Genomic DNA, 20,728 nt, shown 5'->3' with positions numbered 1-20,728 from the left:
AGGGGCTTCGAGGCGGCAGCGGAAAGCAGTTAGAATCGTGACACTATGGGCTCATCCTTCGTTCATCTGCATAATCACACAGAGTTTTCCATGCTGGACGGCATGGCCAAGATCGACCTGCTCGCTGAGGAGGTCAAGCGTCAGGGCATGCCGGCCGTGGGCATGACCGATCACGGCAACATGTACGGCTCTGATGCGTTTTATCGCAAGATGACCGATATGGGCATCAAGCCGATCATCGGCGTGGAGGCCTATTTGGCCCCGGAGTCGCGCTTTAATAAACAGCGCATCCGGTGGGGCGAGCCGCACCAAAAATCGGATGACGTCTCCGCCTCGGGCGCGTATTTGCACCAAACGATGATTGCGGAAAACGCCACCGGGTTGAAGAATCTTTTCTATCTCTCCTCAATGGCCTCCTATGAAGGCCAATTGGGTAAGTGGCCGCGCATGGACGCCGATCTGATCGCCGAGCGCGCCGAGGGCATTATCGCCACCACCGGCTGCCCCTCCGGAGACGTGCAAACCCGTTTGCGTCTCGGGCAGTTCGATCAGGCCCTCGAGGCGGCCGCCATGTGGCAAGACATTTACGGCAAAGACAACTTCTTCCTCGAGCTCATGGACCACGGGCTCGATATCGAAAAGCGGGTCCGACGGGAACTGCTCGAAATTGGGCAGAAGCTCCAGCTGCCGCCGCTGGTGACCAATGACTGCCACTATGTGCTCGAATCCCAGGCCAAGGCCCACGAGGCGATGCTGTGCGTGCAGACCGGCAAGACCCTGCACGATGAAGATCGCTTCAAATTCGGCGGCACCGGCTACTACATTAAAAGCGCCGATCAGATGCGCGACACCTGGGACACTCTGGTGCCCAAGGCCTGCGACAACACGCTGTGGATCGCGGAGCGCGTAGAAGATTACAGCGAAATCTGGGAGCCGCATCCGCACGATCGCATGCCGATCGCCGATGTGCCGGAGGGTGAAACCCCGACGTCGTGGCTGCAGCACGAGGTGCTTGAGGGCCTGCGTAACCGCTTCCCTGGTGGAGAGGTGCCGCAGGACTATATCGACCGCGCCCAATACGAGGTCGAAGTGATCGACATGAAGGGCTATCCCTCCTACTTCCTCATCGTGGCGGAACTGATCAAGCACGCCCGCTCTGTCGGTATCCGCGTGGGGCCGGGCCGTGGTTCGGCCGCAGGCTCCTTGGTGGCCTATGCGCTGACGATCACCAATATTGACCCGATCGAGCATGATCTGCTGTTCGAGCGCTTCCTCAACCCGGAGCGTCCCTCCGCACCCGATATCGATATCGACTTCGACGATCGCCGCCGCGGCGAAATGGTGCGCTATGCCGCTGACCGCTGGGGCGAGGACAAAGTGGCGCAGGTGATCACCTTCGGCACGGTGAAAACCAAGCAGGCGCTGAAGGACTCGGCGCGCGTGCAGTTTGGCCAGCCCGGCTATCAGATCGCGGACCGCATCACCAAGGCCCTGCCGCCGGCGATCATGGCGAAGGATATTCCCTTGGCCGGTATCACCGACCCCGAGCACGAGCGCTACGAGGAAGCCGGGGAGGTGCGCTCACTCATTGAGTCCGATCCGGATGTGAAGCAGATCTATGAGACCGCCCGCGGCCTCGAGGGCGTGGTGCGCCAAGCGGGCGTGCACGCCTGTGCGGTGATTATGGCTTCGGTGCCGCTGATGGATCACATTCCGATGTGGAAGCGCTCCGACGGCGCCATCATCACCGGCTGGGATTATCCTGCCTGCGAAGCCATCGGTTTGCTGAAAATGGACTTTCTGGGGCTGCGCAACCTCACCGTCATCGGTGACGCCCTAGAAAACATCAAGGAAAACCGCGGCGAAGATCTGGATTTGGAAAACCTCAGCACCGAGGACGAGCCAACCTATGAGCTGCTCTCCCGCGGCGATACTCTCGGCGTGTTCCAGCTGGACTCCTCCGGTATGCGCGAACTGCTTAAGCGCATGAAACCAACAAACTTCGACGATATCGTCGCGGCGCTCGCGCTCTATCGCCCCGGACCCATGGGTGTGGGCGCGCACTTGGCCTACGCGGATCGTAAGAATGGGCGCAAACCCATCGAGCCGATCCACCCCGAGCTGGACGAGCCGCTGAAGGAAATTCTCGCAGACACCTATGGTCTGATCGTCTACCAAGAGCAGATCATGCGTATCTCGCAGAAAGTGGCCAATTACTCGGCCGGCCAAGCGGATAGTTTCCGTAAAGCCATGGGTAAGAAGAAGCCCGAGGTGCTGGCGAAGGAGTTCATCACCTTCGAGAAGGGGATGAAAGAAAACGGCTATTCCTCGGAGGCCATCAAGGCACTGTGGGATACCATCGAGCCCTTCGCCTCCTATGCGTTCAATAAGTCGCACGCCGCGGGCTATGGCCTGGTCTCGTTTTGGACGGGCTATCTCAAGGCGAACTACACCTCTGAGTACATGGCGGCGCTGCTCACCTCGGTCTCGGATAACAAGGACAAGTCGGCCGTGTACCTGGCCGATTGCCGCCACCTTGGTATTCACGTGTTCCCGCCGGATGTGAACGATTCCAAGCTGACCTTCCAATCGGTGGACAAGGACATCCGCTTCGGTTTGGGCGCGGTGCGCAATGTGGGCGAGGAAGTGGTGGATTCCATCATTGCCGCGCGGGAAGAAAAGGGAAGTTTCACCTCTTTTTCCGACTATTTGGACAAAATCGATACCGTGGCGTGCACCAAGCGCGTGACCGAGTCGCTGATCAAGGCGGGCGCTTTCGACTCCTTGGGCCATCCCCGTAAAGGCCTGATGCTGATTCACGAAGAAGCAGTCGATGGTGTTTCCTCCACCAAGAAGGCGGTGGCCAAGGGCCAGTTCGATCTCTTTGCCAGCCTGGGCGATGGCGCCGAGGACACCACGATCTTCGAGATCGAGGTGCCGGACCAGAATTGGGATAAAAAGCAGCAGCTCGCCCTCGAAAGGGAAATGCTCGGCCTGTATGTCTCCGGCCACCCGCTGGACGGTTTCGAGGACGCGCTGGCGCTGCAAACTGATACGGCATTCACCGACATCTTGGAGCGCAATGTGCGCCACGGACAAGAGGTGACCATCGGCGGCATTATTTCCAAGGTGGACCGTCGTTTCTCGAAGCGCGATGGCTCGCCCTGGGTGATTATCACGATTGAGGACCACATCGGCGCCCAGCTCGAGGTGCTGGTGTTTAACAAGGTCTACGCCTTGGTCAGCGGCATGATCGCTGAGGACAGCATCGTGTTGGTGAAGGCGCACATTTCCGAAAAGGATGAGCGCCAGTCGATCTTCTGCGATGACATGAAACAGCCCGATCTTGCGGGAAGTGGCAATGGTATTCCGCTGCGGCTGCGCATGCGCGCCGATCAGTGCACGATTGCGAATATTTCCCGTTTGAAGGGTGTGCTGCAGGCCAATAAGGGCGAATCCGATGTGTATCTCACGCTCGAGTGCGGCGAGGAAACCACGATGATGGTGCTCGGCGATCACTTGCGCGTGAACCGTACCCCCAGCTTGATGGGAGATCTCAAGGCAGAGATGGGGCCCGGCATTCTGGCCTAGCGTCCCGATGTCGCTTATCGACGCCACCCTCCAGCCACCATCGCGCGCGCCTCTGCGATGGTCCTGAAGGGTGGCGTTTTCTGCGCTCTAGGGGAGGGGAGCACAAAGGCGATAGCGCGAGGCGCTAGAATCTTGCTGCATGACGGATCACCACAGCGCGACTGACGCGCCCACGCCAGCTGACACCGCGACGCACGAGCTTGCATCTCTGGAGATTCACGCGTCCGATATTCAAATGGCGCAGGCGCGAATTTCCACCGTGTTGGGTCCCTCCCCGCTGCAGTACAGCCCCCGCATGTCCGAGCTCACCGGCGCGGAGGTGTATCTGAAGCGCGAAGATCTCCAGGACGTGCGCTCCTATAAGATCCGCGGCGCTTATAACAACATCTCGCAGCTCGATGACGCGCATCGTGCCGCCGGGATCGTGGCCGCCTCCGCTGGTAATCACGCGCAAGGCGTGGCCTATGCGTGCCGCACCCTCGGCATCACCGGCCGCATCTATGTGCCGGAGCAAACCCCGAAGCAGAAGCTCAAGCGCATCCGCGTGCACGGCGGCGACTTCGTCGAGGTCATCCAGATTGGCGATACCTATGACGCCGCCTCGGCGGCGGCGAAGGCCGATGCCAAGGAGACCGGCGCCACCCTCGTGGAGCCCTTCGATGCCCGCGACACCATCATCGGCCAGGGCACCGTGGCCGCCGAGATTCTCGCCCAGCTCACCGCCATGGGCAAATCGGCGGACACCGTCGTGGTGCCGGTGGGTGGCGGCGGATTGCTGGCCGGGGTGGTCAGCTATCTGGCCGATATGGCGCCCACCACCGCGATCGTTGGTGTGGAGCCGGAGACGGGCGCCTCAATGCAGGCCGCCCTCGAGAACAAGGGGCCCACCACGCTGCCCACGGTCGATCCGTTTATCGACGGCGCGGCCGTGAAGCGCGTCGGCGATCTCAACTATCGCATCATTGATCGCAACCGCTCGCGCGTGCACATGATCTCCGCCAATGAAGGCGCGGTGTGCACCCAGATGCTGGGGCTGTACCAAAACGAGGGAATCATCGCCGAGCCCGCCGGTGCTTTGTCTGTGACGGGGCTTTTCGACGTCGCCCTCAAGCCCGGCGAGATCGTGGTGTGCATCATCTCTGGCGGCAATAACGATGTGTTGCGCTATAGCGAGATCGTGGAGCGCTCGTTGGTGCACCGCGGCCTCAAGCACTACTTTTTGGTTGATTTTCCCCAAGAGCCCGGCCAGTTGCGCAGCTTTGTCACCGATATTCTCGGCCCGGATGATGACATCACCCGATTCGAGTACCTCAAGCGCAATAACCGAGAAACCGGCACCGCGTTGGTGGGCTTGCAGCTCTCCCGCGCCCGCGATCTCGATCCTCTCCTCGAGCGCATGGATGCCTCCCGCATGAAGTGCACCATGCTCACCCCAGAGTCGCCGGAATACCAGTTCTTGGTGTAGTTCTGAGGACGCGGCCCAGGCCTAGCCCATAACAACGCCACCTGCTCCCAGTTCGTGCCCTCGGCACGGAGGAGAGGTGGCGTTGATGCGTAGTGCTACCGGCTCGTCCTAGCTTTTATCCGCCTTGATCAGCGCGAACTCCCAGGGGCCGAGCGTGGTGTGGGTTTCGCCCACCTCGGGGGAGGTGAAGGAGTAGACGAGGGTGCCGCCGAAGGGGACGTGGGCCTCACGTTCGGAGTAGTTGCCCACAAATACGTACTCGCCGCGGTCCATGGCCACCCACTGCTCATCGCAGCTGACCTCCATGTGCTCGAGCCACGGATCGGCGAGGCCGCAGCTGCGGCGCAGCCGCAGCAGTGTGCGATAGGCCTCCATGATGCGGTGTTGGGTGGCATCGAAGTCCCAGTTCAGCTTGGAGCGCAGGAAGGTGTCCTCCTCAGCCGGGTTGGGTACGTCTTCGGGATCCCACCCAGCGCTGGCGAATTCTCGCAAACGGCCCTCCGCGGTCAGGCGCAGCAGCTCCTCATCGCCGTGGGAGACGAAGAACTGGAAGGGCGTGGTGGCGCCGAACTCCTCGCCCTGAAAGAGCATCGGGGTATAGGGGGAGAGGTAGATTGTGGCGGCCTTGAGCACCTGCTGGGCAGGGGTGAGGTTCTGGCTGGGGCGATCGCCCTGGCAGCGGTTGCCCACCTGGTCGTGGGTGGTGGTGTAGGTGACAAAGCGGCTGGCGGGAATCACATCGGTGTGGAGGCGGCGGCCGTGGCGCTTCCGGCGGAACGTGGAATGCCAGCGGGTGTGCACGAAGACCTCCTCCAGCGCATTCGCCAGGGTGGCGGTATCGCCAAAGTCTGTGTAGTAGGTGTGCTGCTCGCCGCTGACGAGGGAGTGGAGGGCGTGGTGGATATCGTCGATCCACTGCGCATCGAGGCCATAGCCGCCCGCTTCTTTCGCGGTGACCAGGCGGGGGTCATTTTGATCGGATTCGGCGATCATGAACCGCGAGATTCCAGTCTCTGCCTCGACGCGGCGCGCCACTTCGGAGATCTCCTCCAAAATCGGTACCGCGCCCGGATCGTCGAGGGCCTGCACCGCGTCCAGGCGCACCCCGTCGATGTGATAGTCGCGCAGCCAGTGCTCGATAGCGTCGAGGACGTAGCGCCGCACCTCATCGGAATCTTCCCCGTTGAGGTTGACCACCTCGCCCCAGCCGGTGGAGCCTCCCGAGGTGTAGGGGCCAAAGGCGCCCACATAGTTACCTTCTGGGCCAAAGTGGTTGTACACGCAGTCCAGCACCACGGCGATGCCGCGGCGGTGGGCGGCGTCGACAAGCGCCTTCAGCCCATCGGGTCCGCCATAGCCGGCGTGGACCGCGTGCAGCGACACGCCATCATAGCCCCAGTTGCGGTTGCCCCCGAAGGGCTGCACGGGCATCAGCTCAATCGCCGTGACACCGAGATCAACAAGGTGATCGAGCTTATTGATCACGCCGGTGAAGGTGCCCTCGGGGCTGAAAGTGCCCACATGCAGCTCGTAGAGTACCTGGCCGGGCAGGCTGCGGCCGGTCCACGCCTGGTCCTCCCAGGGATAATCGTGATCCACGACGGCGCTGAGGCCATGCACCCCATCCGGTTGAGCGTGGGAGCGGGGATCGGGCAGGGGCCCGAGCTTATCGACGCCACCCTCGGCCTCCTCATTGTCTGTGGTGAGGATGAACCCATAACGATCGCCCGGGCTGGGGCTGATCTCCGAGGTGGTGTAGACGTCTCTGCGATGGGGATCGCGGTGCAGCTCGATGATGCGCTCCCGGGAGGAATCTCCGCCGGGGTGGACAAGCAACGACACGGCACGTGCATACGGGGCCCATACGCTAAAAGTTTTCATGCTTGTCCACTGTAGCAACCACCCCGGCCAGCACCGCCGCACCGAGCGGGCACATCGGGGCGGGACAATGCGGTCGAGCGCGCGGACTAATGCAAGAATGTCACCTATGTACCAGCTGCCAGCAGAGAGCATCGAGGCGCCCGCAGAGGCAGAATTTGAAGAAAAGCGCTCCCGTTTTATCGGATTGATCGCCCGCGCCGACAGCGAAGCAGATGCCCGCGCCTTTATCGCGCGCTGCGTCTCCGACTACCCGGATGCCCGCCACCATTGTCACGCCTTTATCCTCCACGTGGACGGCGCTCAGCCGGTGGAGCGCTCCAGCGATGATGGCGAGCCCTCCGGCACCGCCGGAATGCCCATGCTCGATGTGCTGCGCGGCACCGGCCTGCAGAACGTTGTGGCCGTGGTGGTGCGCTACTTCGGTGGAATAAAGCTGGGCACCGGCGGGCTGGTGCGCGCCTATGGGCAGGCGGTGCACTGCGCCATGGAGAATGTCCACGTGGTCGAAAGGGCGGAACGGCTGCTGCTGCGGCTGGAGCTCGATCACGCCACCGCCGGAAAAATCGAGGCAGAACTGCGCTATCCGCATGGCTTCGAGCTGACGGTGCTCGATCCGGAATACACCGCTCAAGGGGTGGCGTTGAGCCTTGCTCTCGACCCGGCGGACGAGGAGCGGGCTCAGACACTGATCGCCCAGCTCACCGGCGGCACGGTGGAGGCCCAGCGGGACGGCACCATGTGGGTAGACACGCCGCAGCGAAAGTAGCTGCACACGCCCGTGCCCGCGCTGCTTGTGCGGCCAGGGCAGTGGGTACTATTGGGTGCATGAGTATGCAGCGCTACCCCAATAACCCCGTCGAACGGCGCAAACGAGCGGTTCGGCAATACTCCCGCAACGCGGCTATCTGGGGCATCGGTGGTACCGGTGCGGCCATTGCCGGGCTTATTATCGGCTCAACGCTGGCGATGCTGGTGTTTATCTGCGCGGTCGCGGGAGCGTCTTATAACGCTTGGCGCGTGCACAAAATCATCAACCACCGGGACCTGAATTAGCTGTGACCTCCCCCAGTAGCGAGCCCGTGCGTATCGACGCATGGATCTGGGCTGTCCGCATCGTCAAAACTCGCACCCGTGCCGGGGCGACGTGCAAAGCCGGGCATGTCAAGATCAATGGCACCACGGCCAAACCCTCCCAACTCGTCGCGCCGGGAGACCGCGTCAGCGTGTGGGTGGAGCACCGCAACCTTGAGCTTGAGGTCACGCAGACTCTCAAAAAACGCGTCAGCGCCACCATCGCCCGCACCTGCTATGTGGATCATTCCCCGCCGCCTCCGCCGCGAGAAATCTTGGTCTCGCAACCGCGCCGCGACCGTGGCGCCGGCCGCCCCACGAAGAAAGAACGCCGCCAACTCGATCGCCTGCGTGGCCGCAGCGACGAGCTATAGCTCTGCAATACACATAAGCGCCGCACCGGAAGAAGAACAGTGATGTCCTTCGTCCAGTGCGGCGCTGGTGATAGCCGCTGAAAAGCTAGAACTCCACGCTTCCCACAACAGCGTCCAGATCGTCCATGCCCCACTCAGCGGGCGGGATATCGATCCCGAACTCGCGGAAGAAATCGGCTGCCCGCAGCGCCCACACGTGCACCATGTCAGCGGCAACAGGGAACTGCTCTGCAAAACTATCCATCTCGATCGTCTCCTTGCACTAGTCGGATGGGGTATGTACCAGCCGCCAGTCTAGCCCACCGAACCTACGGTGGAGAAGCCCCTAGGTGTCCTCGCGGCGCAGCCGCTTCAAGCGGCGGGCGAGGCGATGTGGCCGCTGAGCAGCGCGGTTACCGGTGGAATCAGTGCGGGCAATGTGCTCTTCGCCGAAGCGATCGAGCAGCAGATCGTCCACGATGCGCACCTGGCTGGGTTGGAAACGGTAGTCCAACCGTCGCCGCAGCCGCGCAATCGCGGATGCGTTCACCAGCTCCTTCAACTCGGCGACGGTGGTGACACCATTGCGCTTGAGGAGCTCTTCCAGCCACGGATAGTGCTCGGATTTAGAACGCGGGAACTGCGAGCCCAACAAAATGGCCAGCACGCCGGGCAAGGTGATCGCAGTCAAGGCAACATCATCGCCCGGCTCCGGGGAGGGATTCTGGATGCTCGCTATCTGATCAAATTGCTGATCGGCCAACTCAATCAGCCCGGCGGCGAGAGTAAAAGCGCGATCCACCCGCGGATCCACAGTGGCCCCGGAGGCTTTATAGCGGATATCGTGCTCGAACTCGGCCCACGCATGCTGCAGCACGGTACGCAATTGCACCTCGAAGGTCAGCCCGGCGAAATCTTCCAGATCGTCGTGATCGGAAGGAACCCGCACCACCAGGTGGTGGCTGCCATAGCCGAAACTACCGCTCACCCGCGTCTGCGCAGTTTTATCGATCGAGCGCAGCACATGAAAATGCCCGCCCAGCATGTCGATCACGATGGGAATCTCGGTGGAATAAAACGTGGTGACCCGCACCCCGAGAATGTCATGAATATCGTCCCAGGGATGCGGATACACCCACTCGCCCTCGGCATCCCGCTTATAGGCTTTCGCCTCTAAGGAGGGCCATTGTTTCACCCGCGCCACCACCCGGTCATAGGTGATACCGCCATCGGTGAGCAGATCCTCGATCACATCTTGAAAGCGTTCCGCCGCATCGGGATGCGCAGCGCACCACTGCGTATAGGTGTCGCTGAGGGCAGATATGTGCTCGGGGGTGTGTACGATGTCACCCTCGGAAACAGGTTCAGTGCTCACTCCGTTTTAGATACCTTCCAGCAACGCGATCGGCAAGGTGGCGAAAAGATCCGCGACGGCGATGGTGCCCTGCCACTGGCGCCCCGTGAAGCGGTCCTGCCAAGTGCCGTCGGGCAGAGTGATGGTGGTGTCGCGCCAGCCGCCGTCAGCGTCCAAGAGCAGCGGGGTGCGGGTGGCCACCGCAATCACATCCACATTGCGTTCCCCATCGCCGCGGGCCATGCCCACGAGGTGATTCTCCGCCACACCTTGGGCGAATACCGACTGGTAGTCGGCGTTGATGAAGTAATCCGGGTGCTCCCGGCGCAGAGTCAAGGACTCGTGCACCACGGCGAGCTTCACCAGGTCGGGGGTGGCGTCGATAAGCGCGGTGCCCTCCTCGGTGCGCAGTCCCTGCTCGATCAGCATCTGCAGGCACTGTTCGCGCTTGGTGTAGTCGACGAAGCGGCGATTATCTGGGTCCACGAGGGAATCATCGAAGAACTCGTTGCCCTGGTAGATGTCCGGGATGCCGGGGCCGATGAGCTGCAGAAGTTTACGGCCCACCGAGAGCACCCGTGCCGAGGGCGCCAGCCGCTGCACATAGGCGGTGATCAGCGGGGTGGCGGGGCCCTGGATGAGCGCATCGATCCAATTGTGAATGGAATCTTCGAACTGGGCATCCGGATCAGTCCAGGTGGTGTGCACACTGGCCTCGCGCATCGCCTTTTCCGCATAGGCGTGGAAACGCTCCACGAGAGAATCGGATACCTCGCCGTCTTCCGGCCAGATACCCAGCAGGTTCTGCAGCAAAAAGAGCCCAGTCTGGGAATCCGGGGCAGGGGTGAGCGCCAAGACCTCGCGCACTAATTCTGCGAACTCGGTGGGAGTCTCAGAAATGGAGAGGATACGGGCGCGCACGTCCTCGCCGCGCTTGGTGTCATGCGTGGTCAGGGTGGTCATGGCCTTCGGCCACAGCACGCTGCGCTCCTGCTGCAAAAGATGGAACTCCGCGGCGGAGACACCGAAACGCCCCGGGGCGCCGCCCACCTCCTGCAGTGCCACCAAACGGCAGGCGCGGTAGAAGGTGGTGTCCTCCACGCCCTTAGCCATCACCGCGCCGCACACCTGGGCGAAGCGGATCTTGGCCTCGCCATCGGCCAATAGGCCAGCAGAGATGAGGTCGAGGGCATTGCGGCGGGAGGGGAAGCGTCGGCCCATATCCGCCACAATCGTGGCGGTCACGCGCGACAAGGAGAGATAGTCCGCGCGGTAGACCGGCATGGCGGCCACCAAGTCCACAATGGTGTCGAAGAGCTCCTCATCGGAGACTCGCCCGCCCACAGTGGAGAAGTTATCGCGGCGCAGCGCCCGCGCCAGGCGGCGCACCTCGGCGGAGAGCTCATCGGCAGCCACATCCCGCTTCAGGGCGTGCTCAGTTGCATCGATCGCCGCCTGATTCCAGGTAGAGCCGGACTGCTCGAGAGCCAGCATCGAGAGTGCATCCTCGGCGCGGCGATTGAGAAAGACCCCGTCGAGCTCGCGCAGGGCGTCATAGCCGGTGGTGCCATCGGCGGCGAGACGGGCATCGAGCGGTTCGTGCACATCGAGGATCTTTTCCACCACCAGCCAGCGATCCTCACCGATCACATCGCGCAGCCGCTTGAGATAACCAAAAGGATCGGAGAGACCATCGGGGTGGTCCACCCGGATACCGTCGATAAGCCCCTCGGCGCAGAGCTGGCGGATCACGCGGTGGGTGTGCTCAAACACCAGCGGATCTTCCTGGCGGATGCCGGCGAGGCCATTGACGGAGAAGAAGCGGCGATAGCTGATCACCCCGTCGCGCCAGTACATCAACTTATAGTGCTGCTGGCGATACGTCTCGAGGGGATCCTCGCTGAGTGTGCCCTCGTCGATGGGGAAAATATTGTCATAGTAGGCAAGGACGGTCTCGCCCTCGACCTCGCGGAACTCGAGCTTGTCCTCATCGCCCTCCGCGCCGAGTACCGGCAGTCCCAGCTTGCCCCCGGCACCATTATCCTTGTGCCAGTCGATATCGAAATAGGACTCAAACTCCGAGGCTTGGCCGCGCTTGAGTACATCCCACCACCACGCATTATCGCGGGGATTATCGATGCCCACGTGATTGGGCACGATATCGATGACGAGGCCCATGCCGTGCTCATGCACCACATTCGCCAACGCGCGGAAGCCCTCGATACCACCCAGCTCCGGATTGACGGTGGTGGGGTCGATCACATCGTAGCCGTGATTGGATTCCGGTGCCGCCGCCAGGATCGGCGAGCAGTACACGTGGCTGACACCCAGCTCATGCAGATAGGGGACTACCTCGGCTGCTTCGGCAAAACCAAACGCACGGCCCTGGGCATCGGCTTTCGGGCCGCGCAGCTGGAGGCGATACGTGGAGGTAATGGGTGTACGGGGCATGAAAAATCAGTCCTCAGTTTGTAGAAATCGCACAATGCGTGACGGTACAGGCGGCGCGCCCGGGTTCTCGCTCAGTGACGGCGCTCGAGATTCGCTAGCACTATCGCGGAGCAGACGCACACGCACATGTGCCTTATGAGTGTAGACCTGCTCGCGCCCGCAGCGGCAGAACTAGCCCTGCGCGGGCGATTCTGCTCCGCGTGCGGGTTCTGCTGCGGATGGGCATGCCCCAGCCCACCCTGGTCCCGAACGTCTGGGTCCTTCGCGGGCTAGCTTGCTTCGCTTCCCATGAGCGGAATAGTGCGGCGCCGCCGCGCCGCGGCCGGGGAGGACGCGAGCGTGCTGGGCATATTCTGCGGGTTGAGCTCATGTGGAAAGCCGTCTTGGTAGAGCAGGGCGTGCGGGCTGAGCGGCTGCGGGGGCTCTCCGGGGCGCTGCGGCAGGTGGATGCGTGCAAGCTCAGTGATCCAATCATCGCTGAAGCCTGCGGCCGCGCGCACCGGAACAGCGAAGAGATGATCATCGGAGAGCGCTACAAACACCACATCACTGCCGAGGAGGTTGGTGAGGTGATTATTGAGAATGGTGAAGGTAGTGGGGTGGGCCAGCCACGCAGTGGGCGAGTAGCGAGGGGTGCGGATTTGGGTCATCTCCCCGCACCGGCGCGTAAGGAAACGCAGGCCCCGCGGGGTGCGGGCGGCATCGACGAGATTCGTGGCCGCCATGCCCCATGCGCGAGAGACGCTGATCTGCAGGGAGTCGATATCGCGCTGGGTGAGCGGGGTGCCATCATGGCAGAGAGTTGCGGCCAAGGTGGTGCACAGATTCACCAGCGGTGCTGATGTCGCGAAGTGGGCGCTGTTGAGATGGTCCCGGCGCACTAAGGCCGTCGGCCGGAGAAGGGGCGTGATCAGATGCGTATGAAGAGTCATAGTGATGTGGACTCTCCCGAGGGCGGTTGAGGTTCCGCTGGCCTCGCACACACCCCTTATCGGGGGCTAGAAGGGAGGTTCTTCGTCTAAGCCGAGCACCTGCAGCAGCCGTGGCTGATCCCAGAATTCGATGCTCTGTCCTTGCTCGCGGTATTTTTCCGCCTTCTTCTGCTTGGAGGTGATCCCATTCCACGGTCCGCACACCAGAATGGTGGTCTTTTTGGTCACGTTCTTGCCCACAGTGCCGCCGCAGTCGGCGATGCGCTCCCAGAGCTGTCCCTTGTCAAAGGGGGAGAACTCGCCAGTGAGAGTGACATTCTGGCCAAACAGCGGGTTGTCCTTGGTGGCGTTGGGGTTGGCCTCCGGCACCGAGTCGGGGGCCTGCACCTTGGCCCATGCCGGGGCGTTGGCAGAGCCCTTGGCTTTCGCGCCCCCAGTCGTATCGGATGCCTCCTGCCCAGCGGTAGTGCTCGCGGCGGCACGCGCGCTCGTGCCGGAGACACCGGCTAGACGATCGTGCAGTACGGGCTGCACTGTTCCGGAGGAGCTGCAGCGTCCCAGCCGCAGCGAGGATCCCGCCCATACCGCGCGGAGATCTCCGGGCTCGGTGGCGTCTGCGGTGGCAGCGCCAAGCAGGGTGAGTGTCTCCGCAATGGGCATGCCCAAGCGGACCTGCTGGGCGGGGGCATCCGCCGTGGCGGCCTGGGCGCGGGTGAGCGCAAGCAGGCAGCCGAACTCGCACTCCGGCGCATCCACGCCTTCCCGGCGGGCCGCTTGGGCAATACCCAGCAGGAGTGGCTGCGCGTTATAGGCCACCAGGATGTCCTGGCCCAAGAACTCGCTGCAGCGAGTGGCAATGTCTGCGCCTTCGAGGGTGCGCTCTTCTTCTATCCGGCCATCGCGAACCCGTGCGAGGCTCAGCGTCTCGAGCTGGCCTGGATCACCATGGGTGAATTCGCCGCTGGCGAGCACACAGTCCAGGCCGGGAATGGACATGCCCTCTCCCGTGGCGATGCCGGTGAGTACCCGTACGAGATCTCGGGCGGTCTCGGCGTGGTTGGGTGCAATAGTAATCGTCAGGCAGTCGTGATCGGAACGCACAGTGAGCGTGCCGCAGCTGAGTGCGGTCGGCTCCTCTAGCTGCCATGTACAGGAGGAATCTAGGCGCAAGGACTGCGCCGGCACCCGAAGGGCGCGGGCAAGCTCGCTGGGCTGAAAGGTGAGCGTGGTGCCCACAAATTCCACATTTCCGCCATGAACCGCAACCACGTGTCCCGCTCCTTATATTCATTCGCGCTAACAAGGCCGTACACGCCCTGTGCGGCCGCGCACCCGGCGCCTGGCCGCGCACTCGGCGGCTGGCCGCACCCCCGCGCACATAGCCGACGCCCGCGCAGAGGAGCGTGTACATGTCTGTCACGATCATACGCGGGCGTGGGTGCAGGCTTGAGGCGGCCTCGTGCTGAGCTAGTCGGCCTTGTTCTCCTGGACGCGCTCGGCGGTCTCGCGGGTTACCTGCTCGACCTTCTCGTGGGCGCGCTTTTCGGCATCCGCCAGCTCTTCGGTCCAATCGGTGTGCGAACGGGCCTCGGTGTCGTTGGAGGAGTAGGACTGTGCCTGCTGCTCACCGGCGCTCTCGGAATCCTCACGGGCATGCTGCTCGGCTTGGGCCATAAGGACCTCCACCTCGGCCTTCAGGGCGTCGATTTCGGCATCCTCCATGCCCTGTGCCTCCTCGAGTTTCGCCTTGGCGCGCTCGAGCTTGGCCTTGGCCTTCTCGGGATCGGTCTCGGCGAGCTTGGCCAGCCGCGCCTGGGACTGCTTGATGCGGTGATCGCGGTCGCGCAGGGCGCGCTCGAGGCGTTCACCGGAGTAGTTGGTGCGCTCGGAGCCCACGTTCACGGCGTGCAGACGGCGAGCGTACTCGTCATCGCTGGCCTGGTTCTCCTCGGCCTCTGGCGGCTCGATCTGCTTGAGGATGGAGGTGGAGCGGGCGGGAACCACGAAGGTCTGCCCGGCCTCGACCACTTCTTCTTCCAGCGGGTAGCCGGTGGCCTCGGTGGTGTCCACGATCAAACGCCAGCTCTTACCGAACTGCTCATCGGGAACGGTGAACTGGATGTCCTCGTGATAGGCGTTGAAGCACAAAATGAAGGAATCATCATGGACCTTCTCGCCGCGCTCATCGGGCTCGGCAATGGCATCGCCATTGAGATACACCATGAGCGACTTGCCGAAGGCGAAGTTCCAGTCCTCTTGGCTCATCACCTTGCCATCCGGCACCAGCCAGGCGATATCGCGCTTGGCCAGCTGCGCATCACCGAGCGGGCCGCCGGCGAGGAAGCGACGACGACGGAACACCGGGTGGATGGCGCGAATGTTCAGCAGGCGCTTGGTAAAGGCCACCAGATCGGCATTGGTCTCGGCCTGTTCCCAGTCCATCCAGGCGATCTCGTTGTCCTGGCAGTACACATTGTTGTTACCGCCCTGGGTGCGGCCCATCTCATCGCCGTGCGCCAGCATCGGCGTGCCCTGGGAGAGCAACAGGGTGGTGAGGAAGTTGCGGCGCTGTTGCGCACGCAGCTGCAGCACCTGCGGGTCCTCGGAGGGGCCCTCTTCGCCACAGTTCCACGAGCGGTTATGGGATTCGCCGTCGTTATTGCCCTCGCCATTGGCGTCGTTGTGCTTGTTGTTGTAGCTCACCAAGTCATTGAGGGTGAAGCCATCGTGGGCGGTGACAAAGTTAATGGAGGCCGTGGGGCGGCGACCATTATTGGCATAAAGATCGGAGGAGCCAGTCAGGCGGGAGGCAAACTCGCCGAGGGTGGCGGGCTCGCCACGCCAGAAATCGCGGACGGTATCGCGGTATTTTCCGTTCCACTCGGTCCACAGCGGCGGGAAGTTACCCACCTGGTAGCCGCCCTCGCCCACATCCCACGGCTCGGCGATGAGCTTCACCTGGGAGACGATCGGGTCCTGCTGAACCAGATCGAAGAAGGAGGAGAGGCGGTCCACGTCGTGCAGCTCGCGGGCCAAGGTGGAGGCCAGGTCGAAGCGGAAGCCATCGACGTGCATCTCGGTGACCCAGTAGCGCAGCGAATCCATGATCAGCTGCAGCGAGTGCGGGTGGCGCACATTCAGGGAGTTACCGGTGCCGGTGTAGTCCATGTAGTGGCGGCGATCGCCATCCACCAGCCGGTAGTAGGCGGCGTTGTCGATACCGCGGAAGGAGATGGTCGGGCCCATGTGGTTGCCCTCGGCGGTGTGGTTGTACACCACGTCGAGGATCACCTCGAGGCCAGCTTCGTGGAAGCTGCGCACCATTCCCTTGAACTCGGCCACGGCTCCGCCCGGCTCAGAGGCGGCGGCATAGTCTTCGTGCGGGGCGAGAAAGCCGAAGGTGTTATAGCCCCAATAATTGCGTAGGCCCAGCTCGCGCAGGCGATCGTCTTGGAAGAACTGGTGGACCGGCAGCAGCTCGATGGCGGTGACGCCGAGGTGCTTGAGGTAGTCAATGATGGCCGGATGGGCCAGGCCGGCATAGGTGCCGCGCAGGTTTTCCGGCACATCGGGGTGCGTCATCGTCATGCCCTTGACGTGGGCTTCGTAGATGACGGTCTCGTGATAGGGAACCTCCGGGGCGCGATCTGCGCCCCAGTCGAAGAAGGGGTTAATCACGACCGACAGCATGGTGTGGCCCAGGCTGTCCTCGGTGTTGCGGGCGTTCGGATCCTCGGGCTTGAAGATGTCGTAGGAGAACAGCGAGGGATCGCCATCGTATTCCCCAGCGAAAGCCTTGGAGTAGGGATCAACCAGCAGTTTGTTCGGGTCGCAACGGTGTCCGTTGTCGGGGTCATAGGGGCCGTGCACGCGATACCCGTAGCGCTGCCCGGGCTGAACGCCAGGGAGGTAGCAGTGCCAGATGTGGGCATCCACTTCCTCCATATTGACGCGGGTTTCGTTCATATCCGCATCAATGAGGCAGAGTTCCACTTTCTCCGCAATGTCGGAAAAGAGGGCGAAGTTGGTTCCGGCGCCGTCGTAGGTGGAACCCAGAGGGTAGGCATCGCCGGGCCAAACTTCGAAGGGTAGATCAGAAGTGCTCATAGGGAACGATCATAGACGGTATTGCGAGATAATACCCTTAACCAGCAGCTGGGCGCCCATATCGAAGCGGCCGCGATAGTCCACCTCGTGCAGGTGAGAAGGGGATTCTTCGCGCGGGTGAGCAAGCTCAGTGAGTTGGCGTGTGGACTGCTCGGCCAAGACGGCGCCAATCACGTAGTGCAGAAATACTGCTGCCATGTCCTCGCGCTGGGCGGCGGGGATCTCCGGCGGCAGATGCGCGCGGAAAATCTCGCCGGCGCGGGCCGCCAGCTCGGGTTGGGGAAGTGCGGCGCTGACGATCTCGGCGCCATCGCGGTGGGCGTTCAGGCATTCCCGCAGCCGCTCGGCCGCCTGCTCGAGGCGTTCGCTCCAGTGCGTATCGACGCCCTCTGCGGGCATCTCCGCCCACGCCGGGGCGAGGATCTCCTGGGCGATCTCCGCGATCAGCGCCTGCTTGGAGGGGATATGCCAGTACAAAGCCCCAGGGGCGACCCCGAGGTGTGTGGCCACGCGCCGCATGGTCATATCGGCCAATCCAAAGGTGTCCAGGATGGTCATGGCGGAGTCAATAATCGCCTGTTTCGATAGTTGCACAGTGATTACTGTAGTGAACTCTGCCGAGCGGGTGGCGTCGACAAGCATCGAGATGGTTTTCAGCGGAGTCTGGGACTGGTCTGCGCGGATTCTCATATGGTTGTCAGGTGTGTTTGCTACGGTTGATCCAGCACTGACCCGCGGGATGAGATGCCTATGCGGGTAGTAGACCTTTAACTGAGGAGAAGTTGTCTATCGTGTCCATCGCGTCTCTGTCCAAGAAGAGCGTCGTCGCAGCACTATTGGTGCTGCCTTTGACCTTGAGCGCCTGCAGCCGCGACGAGGAGGACTCGGCACCGAGCTCGTCCTCGAGCAGCAGTAGCCAATCCACCACCACAACAACCTCTACCTCCACGGCCACGCCGGAGCGCTCCGAGGAGGAGAAGGCCGAAGAGAACGAGGATAACCAGGCAGAGGACGCCCCCGCGGAGAATGAGCGCGAGCGGGTGCAGCAGGCCCAGCAGGAGCAACTGGAGGCGGCCCGGCAGGCAGCCCAACAGGCGGCCGCGGCGGCCCCTGACCAGCAGCCGATCGAGGGTGGAGAGCCGGCCAATGAGAAAGACAAGCAGGAAATTGAGCAACTTGTGCGCGGCTGGGGCGAGCAGACCACCCTGCGCTCCTTTATGGAATATGCCAATAACAACACCTGCCGGCGCGTGATTGAAAGCAATGGCGGCTATGCCGCGGGCGATCCCTCGAAGGTGCCGGATGTGTCGCTGCAGGATCAGCCCAATCTCAACCTTGGTGTGCAGGACGTCAGCGATATCCAGGTCAATGGCGATTCCGCGAGCGCACAGGTCACTCCGACCGGCCCGAATGCCGAAACCAGCACCATGCGCTTTGAACGCGAAGATGGCCGCTGGACCATGTGTAACTAGGTGGGCATGGCAGGATCGACTGGCGCCGCGTCTTCTCTGCGGCGCTATGTGAGCGAGCGCCCCGCTGTGCGCACGGCGCTCGGCAGCTTTGCCTTCGCGGTGGGGGTCAATGCCGCGTGGGCTCTTCCGTGGGGTCTGCTGCGCCCCGGCCAGCGGGTCACCGTGGCCGCTGATGGCCGGGTATACAGCGATGCCGCGGCCATTGCGCAGCAGTTTCCGCAGTATGCGCTGTGGGTTATCGCGAGTTCCGCGGTGGCGATGGTGCTGGGCATGGGCGCTTATCGACGCTGCCCAGCCGCCCCAAGCCTCTGGACCATGGCAGCCGTGGTGGGCAGCGCCGCCATCGGCGCCCTGATGGCTTTTGATCTCGGTAATTGGCTGGCCATGATCGCCCATCCGCTGCCCGACCTGCACGACGTTGAGGTGGGGGATAGTGCCATGATCGCTGTGACTCTCACCGGACGGGTGGGCGTGGTGGCCGCGGCCGGGGTGGCGGCGCTGTCCTATTGGGTGAGCGTCGGCGTCGGCGAGCAGCAGCCCGCAGCGGAGCAGTCCGCACCGGCCCGGCACTGAGCGCGGTGTTTCCTGCGGTAGAGGTATCGGGGGGCTACACCTGTACGGGGCGTAGAATGCCGATAGTTAAGGGTGGGCTCTTACAATAGCCCCACACGCCCGCCGAGCAGCCGATGAATTTAACGAAAGATGTGTGTGAGCGATGCTGCAGATTACTGACCTTCGTGGAACAACCCCCTCGACCCGCGAGCTGCGGGAGGCGCTGCCGCGCGGTGCCACTGATGTGGGTGCTGTTATCGAGACCGTCGCTCCCATGGTGGCCGACGTCCAGGAGCGCGGCGCCGCCGCGGCCTTAGATTATGGCGAGAAGTTTGATGGCATCCGTCCCGAGTCGGTGCGGGTGCCACAGGCGGTGCTGCGCGAGGCCGCTGCCTCGCTGGAGCCGCAGGTGCGTGCTGCCCTCGACGAGGCCATTTCTCGTATTCGTCAGGTGCACGCCGCCCAGGTTCCGCAGAGCAGCACCACGACCTTGGCCGATGGGGCCACGGTGACCGAGAAGTTCATTCCCGTCGAGCGGGTCGGGCTCTATGTGCCCGGCGGCAATGCCGTCTACCCCTCCTCGGTATTGATGAACGTCATCCCCGCCCAAGAGGCCGGGGTGAGCAGCCTGGTGGTGGCCTCCCCGCCGCAGCAGCAGTTCGGTGGCTGGCCACACCCCACCATCTTGGCTGCCTGTGAGCTGCTCGGGGTAGACGAGGTCTGGGCTGTTGGTGGTGGCCAAGCGGTGGCCTTGCTGGCCTATGGCGATGACAACGCCGATCTGGAGCCGGTCGATATGATCACCGGCCCGGGCAATATCTTTGTCACCGCCGCTAAGCGCTTGGTGCGCGGCGTGGTGGGCATCGACTCCGAGGCCGGCCCCACCGAGATCGCCATCGTCGCCGATGACAGCGCCAATGCCGTGGAAGTGGCCTATGACTTGATCAGCCAGGCCGAACACGACGTGATGGCGGCGTCTGTATTAATTACTGATTCCGCAGAGTTCGCCGCCGCCGTCGACCGCGAGGTGGAGCAGCGTTATTCCGTGACGCTGAACTCCGAGCGCGTGGCCCAGGCCCTGCGTGGCGCCCAGTCCGGTATTGTGCTGGTCGATTCCATGGAGGAGGCGCTGCGCGCCGCCGACGCCTATGCGGCCGAGCACCTCGAGGTGCACACCCGCCAGTCTCGGGCGGATGCGGAGAAGATTCGCAACGCGGGGGCGATCTTTGTGGGCACCTACTCGCCGGTGCCCTTGGGTGACTATGCGGCCGGGTCCAATCACGTGCTGCCCACCTCGGGGACGGCGCGACACAGCTCGGGGCTGTCTACCCACACCTTCCTGAAGGCCGTGAACCTCATCGAGTACAACGACGCGGCCTTGCGCGAGATCGGCCCCGCCGTGATCGCCCTCGCCGATGCCGAGGCCCTGCCCGCCCACGGTGAGGCCATCAAGGCCCGCACCGACGCAGCCACCGACTAAGAAGAAAGAGGCGTGAGAC

Annotated in this window: 16 protein-coding genes; 8 read left to right on the top strand and 8 right to left on the bottom strand. The window is 63.0% G+C overall.

Annotated elements, in window-relative coordinates:
* The first annotated feature begins 45 nt into the window (after nucleotides 1-45).
* Together dnaE and ilvA are read left to right on the top strand one after the other, a co-directional pair.
* Nucleotides 46-3,591 (top strand): DNA polymerase III subunit alpha, encoded by a 3,546-nt coding sequence (gene dnaE, locus KR227_RS04305; RefSeq protein WP_218363910.1) that lies wholly within the window; start codon nucleotides 46-48, stop codon nucleotides 3,589-3,591.
* Nucleotides 3,592-3,730: 139 nt separating this feature from the next.
* On the top strand, nucleotides 3,731-5,056 hold the full coding sequence (ilvA, locus tag KR227_RS04300; RefSeq protein WP_255549095.1) for a threonine ammonia-lyase IlvA: 1,326 nt from the start codon (nucleotides 3,731-3,733) through the stop codon (nucleotides 5,054-5,056).
* Between the two features lie 108 nt (nucleotides 5,057-5,164).
* Here the strand turns inward: ilvA and treZ are convergent, their stop codons facing one another.
* Nucleotides 5,165-6,937 carry a malto-oligosyltrehalose trehalohydrolase gene (gene treZ / locus KR227_RS04295; RefSeq protein WP_218363908.1) on the bottom strand — a complete coding sequence of 591 codons (1,773 nt, stop codon included), beginning with the start codon at nucleotides 6,935-6,937 and terminating at the stop codon, nucleotides 5,165-5,167.
* A gap of 106 nt (nucleotides 6,938-7,043) precedes the next feature.
* Between treZ and KR227_RS04290 the strand changes: the two genes are divergently transcribed.
* The 3 genes from KR227_RS04290 to KR227_RS04280 are packed head-to-tail and all read left to right on the top strand — an operon-like array spanning nucleotide 7,044 to nucleotide 8,382.
* Nucleotides 7,044-7,703 (top strand): YigZ family protein, encoded by a 660-nt coding sequence (locus KR227_RS04290; protein ID WP_218363906.1) that lies wholly within the window; start codon nucleotides 7,044-7,046, stop codon nucleotides 7,701-7,703.
* Between the two features lie 59 nt (nucleotides 7,704-7,762).
* Entirely contained in the window at nucleotides 7,763-7,990 is a 228-nt protein-coding gene (locus tag KR227_RS04285; RefSeq protein ID WP_218363904.1) for a hypothetical protein, read from the top strand.
* 2 nt (nucleotides 7,991-7,992) lie between these two features.
* The gene (locus tag KR227_RS04280) at nucleotides 7,993-8,382 is read left to right on the top strand and encodes an RNA-binding S4 domain-containing protein (RefSeq protein WP_218363902.1); all 390 of its coding nucleotides are present in this window, start codon (nucleotides 7,993-7,995) and stop codon (nucleotides 8,380-8,382) included.
* A gap of 85 nt (nucleotides 8,383-8,467) precedes the next feature.
* Here the strand turns inward: KR227_RS04280 and KR227_RS04275 are convergent, their stop codons facing one another.
* The 7 genes from KR227_RS04275 to KR227_RS04245 form a co-directional block, all read right to left on the bottom strand.
* A complete protein-coding gene (locus KR227_RS04275) occupies nucleotides 8,468-8,626 on the bottom strand; it encodes a hypothetical protein (protein WP_218363900.1) in 159 nt (52 codons plus the stop codon).
* Nucleotides 8,627-8,707: 81 nt separating this feature from the next.
* Nucleotides 8,708-9,736: a GTP pyrophosphokinase family protein gene (locus KR227_RS04270; protein WP_218363898.1), complete on the bottom strand. Its 1,029-nt coding sequence runs from the start codon at nucleotides 9,734-9,736 to the stop codon at nucleotides 8,708-8,710.
* 6 nt (nucleotides 9,737-9,742) lie between these two features.
* On the bottom strand, nucleotides 9,743-12,166 hold the full coding sequence (gene treY, locus KR227_RS04265; RefSeq protein WP_218363896.1) for a malto-oligosyltrehalose synthase: 2,424 nt from the start codon (nucleotides 12,164-12,166) through the stop codon (nucleotides 9,743-9,745).
* Between the two features lie 269 nt (nucleotides 12,167-12,435).
* Nucleotides 12,436-13,098, bottom strand: coding sequence for a hypothetical protein (locus KR227_RS04260; protein WP_218363894.1), 663 nt, complete (start codon nucleotides 13,096-13,098; stop codon nucleotides 12,436-12,438).
* A gap of 66 nt (nucleotides 13,099-13,164) precedes the next feature.
* On the bottom strand, nucleotides 13,165-14,367 hold the full coding sequence (locus tag KR227_RS10900; RefSeq protein WP_218363892.1) for a BRCT domain-containing protein: 1,203 nt from the start codon (nucleotides 14,365-14,367) through the stop codon (nucleotides 13,165-13,167).
* Between the two features lie 198 nt (nucleotides 14,368-14,565).
* Nucleotides 14,566-17,205, bottom strand: coding sequence for a glycogen debranching protein GlgX (gene glgX / locus KR227_RS04250; RefSeq protein ID WP_218363890.1), 2,640 nt, complete (start codon nucleotides 17,203-17,205; stop codon nucleotides 14,566-14,568).
* A 9-nt stretch (nucleotides 17,206-17,214) separates the two neighbouring features.
* Nucleotides 17,215-17,895 carry a TetR/AcrR family transcriptional regulator gene (locus KR227_RS04245; RefSeq protein WP_218363888.1) on the bottom strand — a complete coding sequence of 227 codons (681 nt, stop codon included), beginning with the start codon at nucleotides 17,893-17,895 and terminating at the stop codon, nucleotides 17,215-17,217.
* A gap of 101 nt (nucleotides 17,896-17,996) precedes the next feature.
* On the opposite strand from KR227_RS04245, the gene KR227_RS04240 reads away from it, so the two are divergent.
* From KR227_RS04240 to hisD, 3 genes are all read left to right on the top strand, one after another.
* Nucleotides 17,997-18,677, top strand: coding sequence for a hypothetical protein (locus KR227_RS04240; protein WP_218363886.1), 681 nt, complete (start codon nucleotides 17,997-17,999; stop codon nucleotides 18,675-18,677).
* Between the two features lie 6 nt (nucleotides 18,678-18,683).
* A complete protein-coding gene (locus KR227_RS04235) occupies nucleotides 18,684-19,250 on the top strand; it encodes a hypothetical protein (RefSeq protein ID WP_218363884.1) in 567 nt (188 codons plus the stop codon).
* A 142-nt stretch (nucleotides 19,251-19,392) separates the two neighbouring features.
* Nucleotides 19,393-20,709 carry a histidinol dehydrogenase gene (hisD, locus tag KR227_RS04230; protein ID WP_218363883.1) on the top strand — a complete coding sequence of 439 codons (1,317 nt, stop codon included), beginning with the start codon at nucleotides 19,393-19,395 and terminating at the stop codon, nucleotides 20,707-20,709.
* Nucleotides 20,710-20,728: the final 19 nt, after the last annotated feature.

This window comes from Corynebacterium sp. TAE3-ERU30, from assembly GCF_019209925.1.
Lineage (GTDB): Bacteria > Actinomycetota > Actinomycetes > Mycobacteriales > Mycobacteriaceae > Corynebacterium > Corynebacterium megadyptis.
The sequence above is the reverse complement of the archived record's forward strand: the minus strand, read 5'-3'. Positions and strand labels throughout refer to the sequence as shown.